Origin of the sequence: Kitasatospora sp. NPDC057904 (assembly GCF_042887925.1) — a bacterium.
GTDB lineage: Bacteria > Actinomycetota > Actinomycetes > Streptomycetales > Streptomycetaceae > Kitasatospora.
The window spans coordinates 725,814-743,671 of sequence record NZ_JBHVOL010000001.1 but is presented as its reverse complement, the minus strand read 5'-3'; the positions used below and the strand labels follow the sequence as shown (position 1 = coordinate 743,671).

The 17,858-nt window shown below is 74.3% G+C and carries 15 protein-coding genes and 1 pseudogene; 7 read left to right on the top strand and 9 right to left on the bottom strand.

Annotated elements, in window-relative coordinates:
* Window positions 1-7: 7 nt before the first annotated feature.
* Window positions 8-1,129, bottom strand: coding sequence for a DegT/DnrJ/EryC1/StrS family aminotransferase (locus ACFVSN_RS03480; RefSeq protein WP_387590373.1), 1,122 nt, complete (start codon window positions 1,127-1,129; stop codon window positions 8-10).
* 415 nt (window positions 1,130-1,544) lie between these two features.
* Here ACFVSN_RS03480 and ACFVSN_RS03475 point away from each other — a divergent pair, with 415 nt between their 5' ends.
* From ACFVSN_RS03475 to ACFVSN_RS03465, 3 genes are all read left to right on the top strand, one after another.
* Entirely contained in the window at window positions 1,545-3,761 is a 2,217-nt protein-coding gene (locus tag ACFVSN_RS03475; RefSeq protein WP_387590376.1) for an MMPL family transporter, read from the top strand.
* Between the two features lie 155 nt (window positions 3,762-3,916).
* Window positions 3,917-5,248, top strand: a complete 1,332-nt coding sequence (locus ACFVSN_RS03470) for a sensor histidine kinase (protein WP_387590378.1) — start codon at window positions 3,917-3,919, stop codon at window positions 5,246-5,248.
* Window positions 5,245-5,919 (top strand): response regulator, encoded by a 675-nt coding sequence (locus ACFVSN_RS03465; RefSeq protein WP_387590381.1) that lies wholly within the window; start codon window positions 5,245-5,247, stop codon window positions 5,917-5,919. Before ACFVSN_RS03470 ends, ACFVSN_RS03465 begins: the two co-directional genes overlap by 4 nt.
* 64 nt (window positions 5,920-5,983) lie before the next feature.
* Here the strand turns inward: ACFVSN_RS03465 and ACFVSN_RS03460 are convergent, their stop codons facing one another.
* The 4 genes from ACFVSN_RS03460 to ACFVSN_RS03445 form a co-directional block, all read right to left on the bottom strand.
* Window positions 5,984-6,979 (bottom strand): hypothetical protein, encoded by a 996-nt coding sequence (locus ACFVSN_RS03460; RefSeq protein ID WP_387590384.1) that lies wholly within the window; start codon window positions 6,977-6,979, stop codon window positions 5,984-5,986.
* Window positions 6,980-7,129: 150 nt separating this feature from the next.
* Window positions 7,130-8,059 carry an ABC transporter ATP-binding protein gene (locus ACFVSN_RS03455; protein ID WP_387590387.1) on the bottom strand — a complete coding sequence of 310 codons (930 nt, stop codon included), beginning with the start codon at window positions 8,057-8,059 and terminating at the stop codon, window positions 7,130-7,132.
* 33 nt (window positions 8,060-8,092) lie between these two features.
* Window positions 8,093-8,500 carry a GntR family transcriptional regulator gene (locus ACFVSN_RS03450; protein ID WP_380439913.1) on the bottom strand — a complete coding sequence of 136 codons (408 nt, stop codon included), beginning with the start codon at window positions 8,498-8,500 and terminating at the stop codon, window positions 8,093-8,095.
* Window positions 8,501-8,633: 133 nt separating this feature from the next.
* The gene (locus ACFVSN_RS03445; RefSeq protein WP_387590390.1) at window positions 8,634-10,082 is read right to left on the bottom strand and encodes a DUF2079 domain-containing protein; all 1,449 of its coding nucleotides are present in this window, start codon (window positions 10,080-10,082) and stop codon (window positions 8,634-8,636) included.
* Window positions 10,083-10,250: 168 nt separating this feature from the next.
* Here ACFVSN_RS03445 and ACFVSN_RS03440 point away from each other — a divergent pair, with 168 nt between their 5' ends.
* Window positions 10,251-10,895 (top strand): hypothetical protein, encoded by a 645-nt coding sequence (locus tag ACFVSN_RS03440; RefSeq protein ID WP_380439805.1) that lies wholly within the window; start codon window positions 10,251-10,253, stop codon window positions 10,893-10,895.
* Between the two features lie 49 nt (window positions 10,896-10,944).
* Here the strand turns inward: ACFVSN_RS03440 and ACFVSN_RS03435 are convergent, their stop codons facing one another.
* The gene (locus ACFVSN_RS03435) at window positions 10,945-11,370 is read right to left on the bottom strand and encodes a hypothetical protein (RefSeq protein WP_387590393.1); all 426 of its coding nucleotides are present in this window, start codon (window positions 11,368-11,370) and stop codon (window positions 10,945-10,947) included.
* Between the two features lie 328 nt (window positions 11,371-11,698).
* Here ACFVSN_RS03435 and ACFVSN_RS03430 point away from each other — a divergent pair, with 328 nt between their 5' ends.
* Complete coding sequence (locus ACFVSN_RS03430) at window positions 11,699-12,475, top strand: NUDIX hydrolase (RefSeq protein ID WP_387590396.1); 777 nt, start codon at window positions 11,699-11,701, stop codon at window positions 12,473-12,475.
* On the opposite strand, the gene ACFVSN_RS03425 is transcribed toward ACFVSN_RS03430, so the two are convergent.
* Window positions 12,465-13,169, bottom strand: coding sequence for a VC0807 family protein (locus ACFVSN_RS03425; RefSeq protein ID WP_380510661.1), 705 nt, complete (start codon window positions 13,167-13,169; stop codon window positions 12,465-12,467). The genes ACFVSN_RS03430 and ACFVSN_RS03425 overlap by 11 nt on opposite strands.
* A gap of 160 nt (window positions 13,170-13,329) precedes the next feature.
* Between ACFVSN_RS03425 and ACFVSN_RS03420 the strand changes: the two genes are divergently transcribed.
* Both ACFVSN_RS03420 and ACFVSN_RS03415 read left to right on the top strand, forming a co-directional pair.
* A complete protein-coding gene (locus tag ACFVSN_RS03420) occupies window positions 13,330-14,523 on the top strand; it encodes a LuxR C-terminal-related transcriptional regulator (protein WP_387590399.1) in 1,194 nt (397 codons plus the stop codon).
* Between the two features lie 92 nt (window positions 14,524-14,615).
* The gene (locus ACFVSN_RS03415; RefSeq protein WP_387590401.1) at window positions 14,616-15,527 is read left to right on the top strand and encodes an alpha/beta fold hydrolase; all 912 of its coding nucleotides are present in this window, start codon (window positions 14,616-14,618) and stop codon (window positions 15,525-15,527) included.
* On the opposite strand, the gene ACFVSN_RS03410 is transcribed toward ACFVSN_RS03415, so the two are convergent.
* Together ACFVSN_RS03410 and ACFVSN_RS03405 are read right to left on the bottom strand one after the other, a co-directional pair.
* Window positions 15,508-16,242, bottom strand: coding sequence for a DUF4097 domain-containing protein (locus ACFVSN_RS03410; RefSeq protein ID WP_380439793.1), 735 nt, complete (start codon window positions 16,240-16,242; stop codon window positions 15,508-15,510). The genes ACFVSN_RS03415 and ACFVSN_RS03410 overlap by 20 nt on opposite strands.
* 209 nt (window positions 16,243-16,451) lie before the next feature.
* A pseudogene (locus ACFVSN_RS03405) lies at window positions 16,452-17,627 on the bottom strand (MFS transporter); the annotation flags it as partial.
* Window positions 17,628-17,858 lie beyond the last annotated feature (231 nt).

Genomic DNA, 17,858 nt, shown 5'->3' with positions numbered 1-17,858 from the left:
GCCGCGGTCAGGCCAGCCGCCGCAGGACCGCCGAGACGGCCTCGACGACCTGCTCGATCTCGTCCTCGGTCATGTCGGAGTGCACCGGCAGGCAGACCTGCCGTGCGCAGACGTCCTCGGCGGCGGGCAGCGGGCCGCGCCGGTAGGGGGCGAGCACCGGCTGGAGGTGGAGCGGCAGGTCGTACACCTCGCCGGAGAGCCGCACGCCGTGCTCCTCGGCGGCGATCCGCTTGAAGTCGGCCCGGTCGACGCCGCGCGGCAGCAGCGCCACGTACTTGTAGTAGTTGCTGCGGCAGCCGACCGGTTCGGCGACCGGCTCCAGCCCGGCCAGTCCGGCCAGCGCCTCGTCGTAGCGGCGGGCGACGGCCCGGCGGGTCTCGATGAACTCCTTGAGCCGGCGCAGGTGGACGGCGCCGACGGCGGCGTTGAGCTCGCTCATCCGCCAGGAGTAGCCGGGCAGGACGTGGTGGTTGGTGCTGAACGAGCCCTTGCCCTGGTCGCGGTAGATGCGGGCCTCGTCGCGCAGTTCCGGCGACTCGGTGAGGATCATGCCGCCCTCGCCGCTCGTGGTGACCTTGGTCGGGTAGAACGAGAACGCCCCGGCGAGGCCGAACGACCCGGCGGAGCGTCCGTTGAGGCTGCTGCCGTGGGCGTGCGCGGCGTCCTCGATCAGCGGGACGCCGTGCCGGTTGCACAGCGCGCGCAGGTCGTCGACGGCCGGGGTGATCAGCCCGCCGATGTGGACGAGTACGACGGCTGCCGTATCCGGGGTGAGGGCCGCCGCGAGGGTCTCGGGGGACAGCGCGAGGGTGGCCGGGTCGACGTCGGCGATCACCGGGCGGCCGCCCGCGTGCAGCACGGCTCCGGCCGTGGCGTAGAAGGTGACGGCGGGCACGACCACGTCGCGGTCCCGCACGCCGACGGTGCGCAGGACGATCTCCAGCGCCGACGTGCCGCTGGACACCGCGACGGCGTGCGAGGCGCCGTGCTCGGCCGCGAAGGCCTGCTCGAAGCGCTCGGTCCAGGGGCCGAGCGTCATCGCACCGGTGGCGAGGATCTCCGCCACCGCCTCGGCGACGGCCGTGCGGTCGCTCTCGTCGAACACGATGCGGGCGGCGGGTACGCCCATGGGGCACCTCCGGCGGCGGGCTGGGGTCAGCACCGATCGGGTGGGGTCGGTCCGGGCGTCCGAAAACGGCCGGGCCAGGCACATCACGCTACTTCGGCCGCCCGCGACCGGCCCGTTGTCGCCCCCGCACGGGTGACGCCCCCGCACGGGTGACGCCCGCCGCTGGGGGCACGCCGGGTACGCCGTCGGAAGCACCCGGGACTGCTTCGAGGGGAGGGCGTGCGCTCCGCCGTCCGGGGAGGTGACCTACTGCGTACGCAGTACGGGAAGTGTCTGCGCAGGGATGACGACGGAGCAGGGGCCGGCGACGAAGGATTGGTCACGCTGCGGAAGGACCGCGCCGACCGGCGCCCGGCCCTCCGCGGCGTGTTCCGCACCAGGTCGAAGACCGCGATCCGAAGGAGGCCGCTCTCCCGTGGCCACGTTGCTCTACCGCCTGGGCCGATGGGCCTTCGTCCGGCGCCGGCTGGTGACCCTCCTGTGGGTCGCCCTGCTGGCCGTCGGCGGGGTCCTCGCGGCCAAGGCACCCGCCGCGCCAGACGACGGCTTCGCGATGCCCGGCACGGAGGCCCACAAGGCCTTCGACCTGATGAACGAGCGTTTCCCCGGCGGCCACGCCGACGGCGCCTCCGCCCGCATGGTGTTCGTCGCCCCCTCCGGGCAGAAGATCACCGCCGGGCCGAACCAGCAGGTCGTCGAGAAGACGGTCGACGAGCTCGCGCACGCCGAGGAGGTCACCGGCGCGGTCAGCCCGTTCAAGGCCGGCACGATCTCCAAGGACGGCACCACCGCGTACGCGACGGTGAACTACTCCGTCAAGGCGGGCAAGCTGTCCGCCGGCGCCACCAGCGCCCTGGAGCAGGCCGCCCAGCACGGCCGGGACGCCGGGCTCAAGGTCGAGATCGGCGGCACCGCCCTGGCGGCCAAGCCCGAGGCGGGCGGCAGCAGCGAGGCCATCGGCATGGCGCTGTCCGCGGTCGTCCTGACGATCACCTTCGGCTCGCTCGTCGCCGCCGGGCTGCCGCTGCTCACCGCCGTCGTCGGCGTCGGCCTCGGCATGGCGCTGATCACCGGGCTCGGCAGCGTACTCGGTCTGTCCAGCACCACCGGCACGCTCGCGATGATGCTCGGCCTCGCGGTCGGCATCGACTACGCCGTGTTCATCGTCTCCCGGTACCGCGCCGAGCTCGCCGAGGGCCGCACCCCGCAGGAGGCGGCCGGCCGGGCCGCCGGCACGGCCGGCTCCGCGGTGGTGTTCGCGGGCCTCACGGTGGTGATCGCCCTCGCCGGGCTCTCGGTGGTCGGCATCCCGCTCCTCGCCAAGATGGGCATGGCCGCGGCCGGCACGGTCGTCATCGCCGTCCTGGTCGCGCTCACGCTGGTGCCCGCCCTGCTGGGCTTCATCGGCAAGCGGGTGCTGCCGCGCAAGGTCCGCAAGAGGGCCGGGAACGCCGACGGGGCCGCCCCGGCCCCCGCGTCCGCGAAGGAGAACGGCGGCGCCCGCTGGGCCCGGTTCGTCCTGCGCCGGCCGGTCGCCGTGCTGCTCGGCGGCGTGATCGGCCTCGGCGTGCTGGCCGCGCCCGCGCTCGACCTGCGGCTCGGCCTGCCGGGCGACGAGGCCAAGCCGACCTCCACCACCCAGCGCCGCGCCTACGACCTGCTCTCCGAGGGCTTCGGTCCCGGGTTCAACGGCCCGCTGACCGTCCTGGTGGACGCCAAGGGCGCGCCCGACCCGAAGGCCGCCGCGAGCGAGGTCGCCAAGACGGTCTCCGCGCTGCCGGGGGTCATCACCGTCACCCCGCCGATGTTCAACAAGGCCGGCGACACCGCCCTGCTCAACGCGATCCCGGCCACCGGCCCGGCCGCCGCCGAGACCAAGGACATCGTCCACGCCATCCGCGGCCACGCGGCCGGCCTCAAGGCCGAGACCGGGGCGAGCGTCCTGGTCAGCGGCACCACGGCGATGAACATCGACGTGTCGCAGAAGCTCACCGACGCGCTCGTGCCCTACCTCGCGATCGTCGTCGGCCTGGCCGTGCTCCTGCTCCTGGTCGTCTTCCGCTCCGTCCTCGTCCCGCTCAAGGCCGCGCTCGGCTTCCTGCTCTCGGTGGCCGCCGCGCTCGGCGCCGTCGTCGCCGTCTTCCAGTGGGGCTGGCTCGCCGACCTGATCGGCGTCCAGCAGACCGGGCCGGTGATGAGCATGATGCCGATCTTCATGATCGGCGTGGTCTTCGGCCTCGCCATGGACTACGAGGTGTTCCTGGTCACCCGCATCCGCGAGGGCTACGTGCACGGCGAGCAGCCCGGCCAGGCCATCGTCACCGGCTTCCGGTACAACGCCCGGGTGGTCACTGCCGCCGCCTTCATCATGATCGCCGTCTTCGCGGGCTTCATCGGCATGAGCGAGCCGATGATCAAGATGATGGGCCTCGGCCTCGCCGCCGCCGTCGCGTTCGACGCCTTCGTGGTCCGCATGACGATCGTCCCGGCCGTCCTCGCCCTGCTCGGCCGCCGCGCCTGGTGGCTGCCGACGTGGCTGGACCGCCTCATACCGGATATCGACGTCGAGGGCAGCAAGCTGCACACCGCCGCCCCCGAGCCGGCCCCGGTCCGGGAGTCCGTCGGCGTCTAGCGCAGTCACCGATTCGAACGGCCGCCGGACCCAGGGTCACGGATTCCACGGCCACCGATTCGAACGCCCACCGATTACCGTTGCAGTCGGGGGCCGCCGCCGAGCGCACCGCCGCTCGCGCCGACGGCCCCCGACCCGCGACCCGGAGAGCACCCATGACCACCACCTGGCAGCGCCTGCGCCAGAACCACCCCCGACTGATGGACGTCGTCGGGGGCGCCGCTCTCGTCACCTCCACCGCCTTCGGGGCGACGCTCGACCAGAGCGGCCACTTCCACGGCCTCAACCCGCTCACCGGCGTCCTGTCGCTGGTCTCCGTCGTCGCCGTCTTCGCCCACCGCCGCCACCCGCTCGCGGTCGTCGCGGTCACGCTCGTCTGCTCCGTCCTGCTGACCCCGACCACCCCCAAGCTCACCCCCGCCCTCGCCACCCCGCTGCTCTGCGCGCTGTACTTCCTCGCCGTCCGCACGGACCGCACCACCGCGCTGCGCGCCTCCATCGTCACGGCCGTCGTGCTCACCGCGACCTCGCTGGCCGTCGACGCCGGCGGCCACTTCGGCGAGCGGCTCGGCGTCCTCGCCTGGGCCCTGCTGCCCGGGGCCCTCGGCGACTCCATCCGCAACCGCCGCGCCCACCTCGCCGCCATCGAGGAGCGCGCCGAACGCGCCGAGCGCACCCGCGAGGAGGAGGCCCGCCGCCGCGTCGCCGACGAGCGCATCCGGATCGCCCGCGACCTCCACGACGTCGTCGCCCACCACATCGCCCTCGCCAACGCCCAGGCCGGCATCGCCGTCCACCTCATGGACCGCCACCCCGCCCAGGCCCGCGAGGTCCTCAGCCACATCACCGACGCCACCGGCTCCGCCCTCCAGGAACTGCGCGCCACCGTGGGCCTGCTGCGCCGTGCCGAGGAGCCGGCCCCGCTCGAACCCACCCCCGGCCTCGACCGCCTCCCCGACCTGATCAACGCCTTCGAGCGGGCCGGCCTGCCGGTGCGGCTCAACGTCCGGGGCGAGGCCAGGCCGCTGTCGCCCGGCGTCGACCTCACCGCCTACCGGATCCTCCAGGAGTCCCTGACCAACGTGGCCAAGCACGCGAGCGGTGCCGGCGCCGAGGTCACCATCGGGTACACCGAGAGCCGGCTCGCCCTGACCGTCGCCAACGGCGGCCCGCCGCCGGTCGCCGCCCGCCGGACTGTGCTGCTGCCCAGCCAGGTCCCCGGCGAGGGCGGCTTCGGCCTCATCGGCATGCGCGAACGGGCCGGCGCCGTCGGCGGACGCCTCGCCGCCGACCCCCGCCCCGGCGGCGGGTTCCTCGTCACCGCCGAACTCCCGCTGCGCACCGGCGCCCGCGACCCGGGCCCGGAGGCCGCCCTCCCTGATGCCTCCCACCCGGAGACCGGCCGCTCCGACGCCGCCCGTCCCGTCGCCGGCTGGTGCGACGCCGTCCGACGGGACTCCGCCCGACCCGACAAGGACCGCCCATGACCATCCGCGTACTGCTCGCCGACGACCAGGCCCTGCTGCGCGGCGCCTTCCGCGTCCTCATCGACGCCGAGGACGACATGGAGGTCGTGGGCGAGGCCGCCGACGGCCGCGAGGCGGTGGAGCTCGCCCGCGCCACCAGGCCGGACATCGTCCTGATGGACATCCGCATGCCCGGTGCCGACGGCCTCGGTGCGACGGCGGCGATCTGCGGCGACGCGGAACTGGCCGGCACCCGGGTGCTCATCCTCACGACCTTCGAGATCGACGAGTACGTGGCCCAGGCGCTGCGCGCGGGCGCGGGCGGCTTCCTCGGCAAGGGCGCCGACCCGAAGGAGCTCCTCGCCGCCGTCCGCACCGTGGCCGCCGGCGACGCCCTGCTCTCGCCCGCCGCCACCCGGGCCGTCATCGACCAGTTCCTCGCCCAGCCCGACCCGGCCGCCGCCGTCACCGCCGAACGCCTCGCCGTCCTCACCGCCCGCGAACGCGAGGTGATGTCGATGGCCGCCACCGGCCTGACCAACGAGGAGATCGCCGAGCGCATGTACGTGAGCCCGTTCACGGTCCGCACCCACGTGCACCGCGCGATGGCCAAGCTCGACGCCCGCGACCGCGCCCAACTCGTCGCGATCGCCTACCAGTCCGGCCTCGTCCCGCCCGGCCGCCCGGCCTGAGTGCCACGGCCGTCGGGGTGTCACTGCCGTCGGGGCGTCGGGGCGGCAGGCCGCCCGGGGCGGGCTACTTCCGGGCCAGCCGGAAGACGGCCACCAGGACGGCGGCGGTGAGGGCCAGCAGGATTCCGGCCTCCACGAGTTGCACGGGGACGAGGTCGGCGGAGGGGTGGTACTTGATCCAGGAGGCGGTGGCCCCGTCACAGGCGTGGCTCCCGAACAGGCACGTGTCGCTGCCGACCCGGGTGCCGTCGGCCATGACGGCACCGCGGTCGATCAGCCACGCGTTGGTCGGCTGCGCCTCGTGCAGCGGTACCACCTTGTCCGTGATCGGGTAGAGGTACCGGCGGGCCCAGCTCATGGCGCCGAATGCGGTTCCGACCGTAGCCGCCGTGACGAACATCGCGGGCAGCGTCCGGCGCAGCAGCTGGCCGAGCAGCGCGCCCACCGCGAGCGCGAACAGGGACCAGGCCACTGGCGCCAGCCCGAGGGCGGGGTAGGTGAAGAACTGGAACGGCGGGTCGAAGGCGATCGGGCCGTGGACGACGTCCGTCCACCAGACCCAGCTCATCAGCGCGGCGACGACGCCGGTGGTGGCCAGCACGGCGAGGCCGGGCACGGCGAGTCGGACCGCGAGCCACCGCAGCGGGTGGACGGACTGCGAGCGGATGAGGCGGATCGTCCCGCGCTCGTGCTCCTGGGCGATCATCGGCGCGCCGACGAAGACGCCGACCAGCAGCGGGATCGCCGTGACGACGGGCTGGAGTACCTGCACGTACCAGAACGTCGGCCGGTTGATGGGGGCGAGCAGGGTCCAGCACTGGGTGCTGTTCCAGCTCGCGGGGCTGTAGCAGCCGGTCCTCCGGAGAATTCCGATGGTGTGCTGGCTGGCGATGTGGATCCAGAGCAGATCGGCGGCCGCCAGGACCAGCAGGGCGCCCATCGTCCGGAGGAGCGCGCGGTTCTGGCGGAGCACCACCCACGTCAGGCCGCGTATCCGCCCGGCGGCCGGCCGCGGGGCCGTGGACGTGGCGGCCCGGTCGGGCAGGACGTTCGTGCTCATGCACCCGCCTCGCTTCGCTCGGCAGGGGCATTCGCCCATGCGCACCTCTTGATGATTCGCTCACTTCGTTCGCTCATGCGCCCGCCTCGCTTCGCTCGGCAGGGGCATTCGCCCATGCGCACCTCTTGATGATTCGCTCACTTCGTTCGCTCATGCGGCGGCCTCGTCATTCAGGGTGGCGGACGGCTGTCCGGCGGCGGGGGAGCGGAGGTAGCCGAGCAGCAGGTCCTCCAGGCTCGGCCGCTCGCCCTCCCACGGTCCGTCCTGCGGCGCGTCGGTGCGCACGAGCGCGGTGGCCCGGCGTCCGCCGACGCGCCGTTCGACCAGGACGTCGGCGGGCGGGGCGGGCGCCTCGGCGGGGCCGGTGAGCAGCCGGTGCCCGTCGAGGATGTCGTCGAGGTCGCCGGCCAGCCGGATGCGGCCGTGCTGGACGAGCAGCAAGTGGTCGATGACGCCGTCGAGTTCGGGGAGGATGTGCGAGGAGAGCACGATGGTGGTGCCGCGGTCGGCGGCCTCGGCCATGAGCGTGCCCATGAGCTGGTGGCGGGCGAGCGGGTCGAGGTCGGCCATCGGCTCGTCGAGCAGCAGCAGGTCGGGCGTCTTGCCGAGGGCGAGCGCCAGCGAGACCCGGGTGCGCTGGCCGCCGGAGAGCGAGCCGATCCGCGCCCGCATCCTCAACTCGCCCTGTTCGACGATCCGGTGGGCCACCTCGTCGTCCCAGGCGGGATTGAGCTCGCGGCCCATCCGTAGCGTCTCGGCCACCGTGAAGCCCGGGTAGAGGGGCTTGTCCTGCGCCACGTACGAGACGCGGGCGCGCAGTTCGGCCGTCGCGCCGGGTTCGCCGAAGACCCGGAGCCCGCCTTCGGTCGGGGCGACCAGACGGGCGGCGAGGCCGAGAAGGGTGCTCTTGCCCGCGCCGTTGGGGCCCACCACCCCGCAGATCCGGCCGGCCGGGACGGTGAAGTCGCAGCCGCGAAGCGCCCATTCCCCCTTGTACTGCTTGCCGAGGCCGGTGGCCTCCAATGCCGCCGGTTCGGCTGCCGCCGCTTCGAGGGGCGTTTCGGCCGGCGGTATGTTCATCGGGTCGTTCACCCGGTCCCCCACAGGTAGTTCTCAGTTCGGCGGTGCCGGGGAGACCCCGGTGCCGAAGCGCTGCTCCAGAACGGATGCCATCAGCGCGGCCATGTCCTCGCGCTCCAGCCCGGCCTCCCGGGCCCGGTCCACCCAGCCGACCAGGTCGGCGCGCAGTGGCCCGTCGGCGGCCGCCTCCGGCCGGGCGAGCGAGCGCCGGACGAAGGTGCCGAGCCCCGGCCGGGGCTCGACCAGGCCCTCGCGTTCGAGTTCGCGGTAGGCCTTCAGCACGGTGTTGGGGTTGATCGCGGTCAGCTCGACCACCTCGCGGGCGGTCGGCAGCTTGTCCCCGGGCTGCAGGAGGCCCAGCCGCAGGGCCTGTTTGGTCTGCTGCACGATCTGCTGGTAGGTGGAGACGCCGCTGCGCCGCTCGATGCGGTACTCGATCACCCCGTTGCGGCCTTTCACTAGTTCAATAGTGGAATGGTGGCCCACTGCGGCGCGCGGGTCAAGCCGGACCCGGGGGTCCGGGAGAGCCTCCGGCCGGACGGCGGCTCGGTTCGATCGGCGCGGCTCCGGCCGGTCAGGGTCGCTTCAGCAGGAGCAGGCCGTTCTGGTCGATCAGTGGCCGGTACCCGCGCTCCCGGTACTCCGTCACCATGTGGAGCGTGGCGGCGATGGCGCACGGCGACTGGACGGTCGGGTCGTGCAGGTCGACGGCGACCCACTCCGGGCCCGGACCGTCCGGCGGCCGGCAGACCAGGGTGACGACCGCCCGGTCGGTGAGCTGTGCCGCCAGCCGGTTGGACGAGGCGACGGTGGCGTCGTCGGGTATCAGGCCGAGCATCGCCCGGGTCTCGGTGAGGCGCGGCGAGGTCCGCCAGGCCTCGGGCATCACGACCTCGTGCAGCGGGTAGAGCGGCAGCGTCACGGCCGTCACCAGGGCGCTGACGGCGAGCGCGCGCCGGATCCGGCGGCGGTCGGCCCGCCGGATGACGTCGATGAGGGCGCCGACCGCGATCGGCATCAGCACCGCGCTGTAGTGGTAACTGACGCCCCAGTAGTTGGGGTTGGCCGACAGCAGGCGCCAGGCCAGGGTGGGCACGCAGAGCAGGGCGAGCGGCGAGCGCAGGCCGAGGAAGCCGGTGGTGGCGGCGAGCAGGAACAGCAGCAGCCACTTGACCGGGGGCCAGACCAGCCGCGCGGCCATGGCTCCGGCCGAGGGGTGTCCGCCGCCGTCCACCTGCTGCCAGTAGTCGAAGCCGCCGGTGGGGTTGAACGACGGCAGGATGACGAGCACGGTGAGGGCGGTCGCGGCGAGGCCGGCCGCCGCGAGGGCCAGGCCGGGCGCCGGGCTGCGGCGGTCCTGCCTGGCCTGCCAGGCGATGAGCGCGCCGACCGCGGCGACGGTCAGGCCGAGGTCCTCCTTGACCAGCAGCAATGGTAGCGACCACAGCGCGGCCGCCAACGGTCGGCGCCGGCCGAGCGCGGTGACGGCGAAGGCGAGCAGCGGGACGGCGAAGGCGATCTCGTGGAAGTCGTCGGCCGCCGCCCGGACGATCCCCCAGGAGGCCCCGGTGACGCAGCCGATGGCGAGGGCCACCCGCGGTCCGGCCGCTTCGTGCGCCCAGCGGGTGAGCGGGACGACGGCCAGGGTCATGAGCAGCGCCTGGGCGACGATCAGCGTGACCGGGGTCGGGAAGGCCCGGTAGAGCGGGGCGAGGGTGGCGATCAGCGGGTGGAAGTGGTCGCCGAGCAGGTGGTAGCCGGGCCCCTTGAGCGGCACGACCGGCGCCCGGCCGTGTGCGTAGGCGCGGATGGCCTGTTCGAAGATGCCCAGGTCGTAGGCCTTGGTGAGGCCGCGGCGGTGCCGGTTGACGCCGACGCACGCGTAGAGGGCGGCGAAGCCGGCGGCCAGTCCCCAGGCGAGGGCGGCGGGGCGGCACAGGACGGCGAGCCGCCGCGTGAGGAGGCCGGGGAACGGCTGGGGGTCGGGGTGGATCGGGCGGGCTGGCGAGAGGACCGCGTGCATCGGGAAAGTACCCTTTCACTATTCGATTAGTGGAAGGGTGGTGGAAGGGGCGGGGGCTCGTCAATCCCGGTCCGGCGGCGCCGATCGGGCCCCCGGCCTGCGCGAAAACACCCTCCGAACGGATGTGCAGCGAGTAGTGTGCCGGTGACTCAGAATGAGGAGGGGCTCGTGGAAGCGAACGAAACGGCGGGCGAGGTGCGGGGTCTCCGGCCGTGGCCGGGGAGTGCGAGGCGCGGATCACGCGCGTTCGAGGAACGTCTGGCCGACCTGCTCCGACTGCTCGACATCGAGGTCGCGCCGGGGGCGGACTTCACGGACGCGGGGCGCTGGGAGGTCCACAAGGCGCTCGCCGGACGGGCCGAACTCCCCGAGGAGTACTTCGAGGCGCTGCTGAACGCCGCGGTCTACGACCCGAACCCGAGCTTCAACCGGCGGTTCGTCGAGCCCGCCCTGACGGGCTTCGGCCGGCGCCGGGTCCGGATGGCGCTGCTCGCCCGGCTGCGGACCGGCACGGACGAGGAGCGCGCGGGCGCGGCGCGGGCCTGGTACTGGACGGCGCTGTCGGCCGGCGACCGCTGGACCGACCCGGACGACGGCGCGAGCGTGCGCAACGCGTGGCACGAGGCCGCGCTGCGGGAGTTCGTCGCCAACGAGGACCAGGACGTCCGCCGCAGCATCCTCCCCGGGCTGCCGCTCGTCCCGCGCGCGTACCCGGCCGAGCTGCACCCGCTCGTGGAACGCGCGGTGGAGATCGCCAGAACGCACCCGGACGAGTACATCCGTGAGCGCGCCGAGACCCAAGTCGCCCTCTGACAAAGGGTGTTGGCCTTCGGCGTGATGCGGGCCGGGTCTCGGCCGCCGCTCAGGCCTCCGGCGGGAGCGGGAGTGGGAGCGGGAACGCGAGCCGGTAGGCGTACTCCTCCGGGCCGCGGCGGAAGACCAGCCGCACCCTGAGCTCCGCGGCCTCCGCTGCGACGGCGGGCTGCCCGGAGACCGTCCCCTCCGTGCGCAGCCCGTCGGCGCTCAGGCCATGGGCGCCGCCCGTGCCGGTGTAGCGGTGGCCGAGGTCGTCGTCGGCTTCCAGGCGGAGGGACAGCCGGGAGGCGACGGGGGAGGGGATGTGCAGGTCGCCGGGCATGGGCGGGGTCACCGAGTACGCGACGGCGAACGTGTCGTCCGCCCGTGCCAGGCCGTGGACGGCCAGCTGGTACCGCCCGTCGAGGATCGTGATCCGCGGGGTGTCCGTGGGGTCGACGACCGGGGCCGTCCGCTCGCCGAGCCCGTTCATGCGTCCACCCCGTTCCGCCGCGCTCACCTCACCACGGTGGCAAAGCGTTGCGCGGGCGGGCAAGGCGGGCGGCATCAGGGTGCCGTATGGATCGGGTCGGGGGAAAGCGGGACCGGCGCTCGGCGAGGGTGCGCGCGGAGCGGGCGCCGCGTGCGCCGGGCGTGATGCATCTGCGCTGCGCCGGGCGTTGTGCGTCTGCGCCGCGCCCGTGCGGGCCCGTGGCACCGTGCCGGTTCGCGCGCCGATCGCCGGGCGGGCGCGGTGATCGGCCGCATGCGCTCCACGCCGGGTTCGGCCTGGTGGCACGGCCTGTGCCAGCATGTGCCGCGTGACCGAACGACAGCCCGCCCCCGCCGAGGTCGAGATCCTGGCGCCCACCGGGATCCGCCTCGTCGAGACCGCCGCCCCCGACCTCACGCCGGAGGAGCGGACGGCGATGGACCGCGCCTGGGCCGAGGCGGTGCGGGCCAACCCGACGTTCTTCGACGGCCCGGTCGCCGTCTGCGCGGGACTGCGGTCGGACGGTCCACAGGACCTCGAACTCGGCTGGGCCCGCACCACCTACCGGCAGTTCGTCCTGCGCCGGGTGCCCGGTGCGACCGGCTGGCTGCCGGCCCTGTTCGTCGCCGTCGTCCAGCCGGCCGACGACGGCCGCGTGCTGGTCGGCCGGATGGCGGGGCCGACCGCCCACCCCGGTCGCTGGGGCCTGCCCGGTGGCAACGTCGAACCGCCGACCGGCGACGACCTCCTCGACGAACCGGCCCTCCAGCGCCACGCCGCCCGTGAACTCCTGGAGGAGACGGGCGGCGACACGGACCCCGGGGCCCTGCGGCGGTGGATCGTCGTCCACACCACCAACGGCAACGTCGGCGTCCTCTACCTGGCCCCGCCGCGCTCGGCCGTCGCGCTGCGCGAGGACTTCGAGGCGATGCTCGCCGACGAGCGCTCGCGCGGCGTCGAGCCGGAGTTCGATGGGATGGCCCTCATCGCCACGCCCGAGGAGGCCGCCGCACTGGCCGGCCCGCAGGTCGACTACCTCCAGCCGGTGCTCCGCCGGTACGCCGAGCACCACCGCGCCACGGCGGCCGGGCGACTCAGGCGGTAGGCGGGGCGGGCATCCGGTCGTCCGACAGGCCCAGGGTCTCCTGCATCCGGGCCTGGCGACGGCGGCCCCAGGTGATGGTGAAGAAGATCAGGCCGCCGAGGAACACCCACGGCATGACGCTGCTCACGGTGACCATGGCCTTGGTCGAGAGCACGTAGGTCAGCGCGATCCGCAGCGCCGACTCCACGACGAACGCGACGCCCCAGATGACCGTCAGCAGCCGCTGGCCCCGCCGGAAGCCCTCGTGCACCCACAGGCCGTTCCAGCGCTCGACGCCCTCGGCGGTGCCGCCGGCGGCGAACTTGCGGCCGAAGTAGAACATCGCCGGGCGCGGCGCGAACAGCGTGGCGAGGAAGCCGAGGCCGATCAGACCGGTCAGCGCGGAGTCCTTGATGAAGATCAGCTCGGTGGTGTTGTACGCGAGCGCGCTGAGCGCCCCGAGGACGAGCGTGACCAGGGTGAAGATCCCGAACTCGTCGAGCCTGCGGTGCAGCAGGAAGTACACGCCGAGGTCGGCGACCGGCCAGGCCGAGGAGATCAGCAGGGCGTTGACGTCCGACGTGCCGTGCCCGCTGAGCGCGTTGAACGTCAGCACCGGCGCGAGGATGTTGAACAGCAGCGTCGGCCCCCAGTCCAGCAGCACCCGGAGGGCGCGTCCGGGCCTGGGGGCGGGGCTTGAGGCGGGCTGGGACATGGGACTTCCTCCTACGGCCTTCGGGCGTGCCGCGCCAGGGTGCGGTTGGCGGCGGACGAGAGTCTGACGGCCCGTGGCGTGCTGTGGGAAGATCGCCGGCGGGCAGCATCCGGCCAGTGGCAGGATCGCGCCAGCGGGGGACATCGGGGGAGGTCAGAGGGTGTACGAGGGCTTGGGCCTCGGGCGGGACGCCGGGGCCGTGTACGGACTGATGCTGGGTGAGGGCGTGACGCACCACGCCGAGATCGCCGCGCGGCTGGGCCTGACGGCCGGGCAGGTCGGGGACGCACTGGGCCGGCTCGTCGCGGCGGGGCTGCTCAGGCCGTCCATCCGGACACGGCCGGAACCGATCGCATGGCCGTCGGCCGATCCGCCGGCCGACCCGCGGGCCGATCCGCCGGCCGCATCGTCCGCAGAGTCGCCCGCCCAGCCACCGAGCGAGCCACTCACCGCGCCGCCCGCCGTCTCGCCGCCCGCGGGCTCCGCGACCGGCCGCGCCGACCCGGCGGAGCCCGGCCCGCTGTGCCTCGCCGACCCCAGCGAGGGCCTGCGCGCGCTGCTGGCCCGCCAGGAGGCCCGACTCCTCGCCCAGCAGGCGGAGTTCGACCGCACCCGGACGACCGTCACCCGGCTCCTCACCGAGTACGCCATGGCCGAACCGGGCATCCGCCACCGCGACACCGAACGGCTGATCGGCCAGGACACCGTCGTCGCCCGGATCGAACAACTCGCCCGCGGGAACCGGTTCGAGACGATCTCGTTCCAGACCCGGACCAGCGGCGCCGTCGCGACCACCAACGCACTGGGGCTCACCCTCGACGGTCTCGCGCGCGGCATCCGGATGCGCTCGGTGTACCCGGACAGCGTGCGCCGGCACGAGCCGAGCCTGGCCTACGCCCGGGTCCTGACCGCGCACGGCGCCGAGATCCGCACCGTCCCGGTCACGCCGCTGCGCCGGATGCTGGTCTTCGACCGGACGGCGGCGATCGTCCCGGCGACGCTGGACCCGGACTGCCTGGACGCCGTCCTGATCACCGCCCCCGGTGTGGTCGCCGCGCTGCGGGCCCTGTTCGAGGCCGTCTGGGAGACGGCCGAGCCGCTGATCGCCCCCGGTGGCGCTGCCGGTGTCGCCGGGGGCGAGGCCGTGCCGGGCCCGCGCAGCGACGAACTCAGCCGTCACGAGCGCGGTCTGCTCGACCTCCTCAGCCAGGGCCTGACCGACGAGGCGGTGGCCAACCGGCTGGCCCTCTCCGTCCGCACCGTCCGCCGCAACACCGCCACCCTGATGGCCCGCCTCGGCGCGCGCAGCCGCTTCGAGGCCGGTCTCCGCGCCAAGGAACGAGGCTGGCTCTGAAGGTCCGTCATCAGCCCTTGACCGCCTGCTGGTCTGGACCAATGTGTGGAACGCGGGGACGGCCGCGGCCCCGGCGTGTGATCGTTTGCCGTATGTCGACCTTCCTCTCGTACACCTCCTACGACGGGTCCCGGATCAGCTGCCAACGTGCGGGCCGGGGCGAGCCGTTGGTCGTCCTGCCCGGCGGGCCCGGAATGGCCCCGGGGTACCTCGGCGACCTCGGAGGCCTCGGCCGGCGGCGCACCCTGGTGCTCGTGCACCCGCGCGCGACCGGGCACTCCGACGTACCGGCGGACCGGGACACCGTGTCCTTCGTCCACCAGGCGCGTGACGTCGAGGCCTTGCGCCGGTACCTCGGCCTGGAACGGATCGACCTGCTCGCCCACTCGGCGGGCTGCCTCACCGCGCAGGAGTACCTGGCCGCCCACCCCGACCGTGTCCGCCGGGCCGTGCTCGCCGCACCCGTCGGCCGGGCGGCGCGCGAGGCCGACGAGGCCGAACTGGCGGCCCTGCGGGCCTCGCGCTCCGGCGAGCCCTGGTACGCGGACGCCGCCGAGGCCGACCGCCTGCTCGCCGAGGGCGGTGCGGGCGCCGCCGGACCGGCGGCGCTGCAGCGCCGCATCCTGCCCTTCTTCTGGCACACCTGGACCGCGGACACCGCCGCCGAGTACCGCCCGGAGCACGCCTGTTCGCTGCCGTGGTACCGCGAGGCCTTCTACGCCGGCTCCGCCGCCCCGGAGGAGCTCCGCGACCGGCTGGCCCGCTTCACCGCCGCCGCGACGCCCGTCCTGGTCCTGGCCGGTGCGTTCGACGGCATGATCGGCACCAACCCGGCCCGCGCCGTGGCCGCCTGCCACCCCCGGGCCCGGCTGGAGGTGCTGGCCCGCTCCGGCCACCGGATGTGGGTGGAGGAGCCGGAGCGGTTCGTCGGCCTGGTCGAGGAGTTCCTCGGCGCCGCCGAGGCTCCCGTCGCCGGGGGACTCCTCAGCCCGTCGCCGCGGTGATGTCGCCGTTGGACGTGGTGAGGTCGAGCCGGTAGCGGCCACCGGGGTCGTCCCCGACCCCGACGCGTATGTTCCCGTGGCTCGTCGACGTGCTCACGTGGTAGGCGGCGGCCGGGACCGTCACCGTGATGGCGCCGTTGGACGTCCTGGCCGTGATGTCCTGCGCGGTGGCCGGGGTGAGCCGGATGTCGCCGTTGCTGGTGCGGGCCTGGATCCGCTCGCCCCGCAGGGTGGTGCCCACGATGCTGCCGCTGGAGGTGTGGACGTCGACCGGCCCGCCGACGTCGTCGAGCGTGATGCCGCCGGCGCTCGTGTGCACGGCGACCTCGCCGACCCGGGAGAGCCGGATCTCCCCGGCCGACGTCCGGCCGCTGATCGGCAGCCCGGCCGGGGCCTCGACCGTGTAGCCGACCGAGCAGTCGTCCCCGCAGCCGCCGAGCACCAGCGTGCCGTTCTCCACCCGCGTGGTGCCGTCGGGCTTGCCGTGCCCGTACTCGACGGACCGGTGGACCGACACCTGAGTGGCCCCCGGCCTGCCCTCCACGGTGACGTTCCCCGCGTCGGTGTCCAGTCGGACGGCGGTGATCCGGTCGGAGACCGTCGCGTCGTCCTGGAAGCTGCTCTTCGTCGGCGAGCAGCCGCCGAGAGCCGCGACGGCCAGTGCGGCCGCCCCGGCGACCACGACCGCCCCGACGTACCGGTGCTGCGACCCCATGCCCAACCTCCCTGTCGTCCGAAATTCCGTACACGAGGGACGGTAGTCGCGCCGCCAAGCCCGGGGCGATAGGGCCAGCCCCCCAATTCCCCTGGAGCAGGCACCACCATCGGACCGGTACCCAGGCCCCCGACAGCACGACCGGGCACCACCGGCCGGCGCAGCCTTCGGACCCCCGAAGTCCCCGAAGTCCCCGGCGCCCCCGGCGCTCCCGAAACCGCCGACGCCGCCGGTACGGGCTCCGCCGCCCGCCCGCGCCGGGGGAGCAGCAACGGGGTCGCGAGCAGGCACAGCCCGGCGAGGCCGAGCGCGGCCCGCGGACCGGTCACCCCGGCGAGCACGCCCCACAGCGCGGTGAGCACGGCCGTCGCGGCCTTGGCGCTCACCGACCACGCGGTGAGCACGCGGGCGGCCCGGTCCGGCGCGACCCGCTCCAGCCGGTGGGTGGAGTACACCGGGTTGAACACCCCGATGCAGAGGATCATCCCGAACTCCACGGCCATCACCAGCAGCATCCCGGGCCCGCCGAGACCGACGAGGACCAGCCCCGGCAGCCAGCACGCCCGCAGCGTCCCGGAGACGAGCAGGACCCGGCGCCGCCCGAACCGGGCGACCAGCGGCCCGGACAACCGGGAGCCGACCAGCCCGCCGAGGCACGGGACGGCGAAGGTGAGGCCGTACTGCCACGGCGCGAACCCGAGCGGCCCGAGCAGCAGGACGGTGAGCACCGGCTCGGTGGCCATGATCAGGGCGTTCACCAGCACGGTGTTGAGGAACAGCGGCCGCAGCCCCGGATCGGCGAGCACGAACCGCCAGCCCTGGAGCAGGTCCCCGGCCCGCAGGCGCGCGGAGCCGCCGCGCGGGGGCCGCGCCTCCCGGCCGCCGATGGCCCGGATGCCGAGGGCCGAGAGCAGGTAGCTGACCGCGTCCGCCGCGACGGTCGCGACCGGGCCGAGCAGCCCGACCGCCGCGCCCCCGAGCGGCGGCCCGAGGACGGTCGTCGTCCACATCGTTGACTCGAAGCGGGCGTTGGCGGCCAGCAGCCCCTCCGGCGGGACGATGCTCTTGAGGTACGCGCCGGAGGCCGCCCCGAAGGTGATGTCCGCCGCCGCGACGGCCACCGACACCGCCAGCAACTGGCCGAAACCGAGCCACCCGAGCGCGTGGGCGGCGGGGATGCTCAGGAGCGCCGCGCAGCGGAGCAGGTCCATCCCGATCATGACCGGCCGCTTGCGCCGGAACTCCACCCACGGCCCGAGCGGCACGGCCACGACCGCGCCGACCGCCGCACCCGCCGCCGCGAGCACGGCGACGGCCGACGCCCCGGCGTGCAGCAGGTGGACGGCGATGAACGGGAACGCCCCGAACGCCAGCCGGGTGCCCATCGCGCTCGTGCCGTACGCGGCCCAGAGCCAGCCGAACGCCCTCCCCGGCGACTGCCTCCCCGGCGGCTTCCCGCTCAAGGACCGCCCGCTCAAGGACTGCCCGCCCAAGGACTTCCTGCCCCACATCCCCCGCGCACCCCTCTCGGACCGGAATCACCGGCGGTACAACCGAATGGCGACCGGGAGCATCAAACCGGCCCGCCCCACCACGGATCAAACAACCGCAGGCCC

Coding starts and splice junctions, on each gene's coding strand:
- ACFVSN_RS03480 (WP_387590373.1), bottom strand. CDS start 1,129: ATGGGCGTACCCGCCGCCCGCATCGTGTTCGACGAGAGCGACCGCACG.
- ACFVSN_RS03425 (WP_380510661.1), bottom strand. CDS start 13,169: ATGTCCCAGCCCGCCTCAAGCCCCGCCCCCAGGCCCGGACGCGCCCTC.
- ACFVSN_RS03435 (WP_387590393.1), bottom strand. CDS start 11,370: ATGAACGGGCTCGGCGAGCGGACGGCCCCGGTCGTCGACCCCACGGAC.
- ACFVSN_RS03410 (WP_380439793.1), bottom strand. CDS start 16,242: ATGGGGTCGCAGCACCGGTACGTCGGGGCGGTCGTGGTCGCCGGGGCG.
- ACFVSN_RS03470 (WP_387590378.1), top strand. CDS start 3,917: ATGACCACCACCTGGCAGCGCCTGCGCCAGAACCACCCCCGACTGATG.
- ACFVSN_RS03455 (WP_387590387.1), bottom strand. CDS start 8,059: ATGAACATACCGCCGGCCGAAACGCCCCTCGAAGCGGCGGCAGCCGAA.
- ACFVSN_RS03465 (WP_387590381.1), top strand. CDS start 5,245: ATGACCATCCGCGTACTGCTCGCCGACGACCAGGCCCTGCTGCGCGGC.
- ACFVSN_RS03415 (WP_387590401.1), top strand. CDS start 14,616: ATGTCGACCTTCCTCTCGTACACCTCCTACGACGGGTCCCGGATCAGC.
- ACFVSN_RS03445 (WP_387590390.1), bottom strand. CDS start 10,082: ATGCACGCGGTCCTCTCGCCAGCCCGCCCGATCCACCCCGACCCCCAG.
- ACFVSN_RS03460 (WP_387590384.1), bottom strand. CDS start 6,979: ATGAGCACGAACGTCCTGCCCGACCGGGCCGCCACGTCCACGGCCCCG.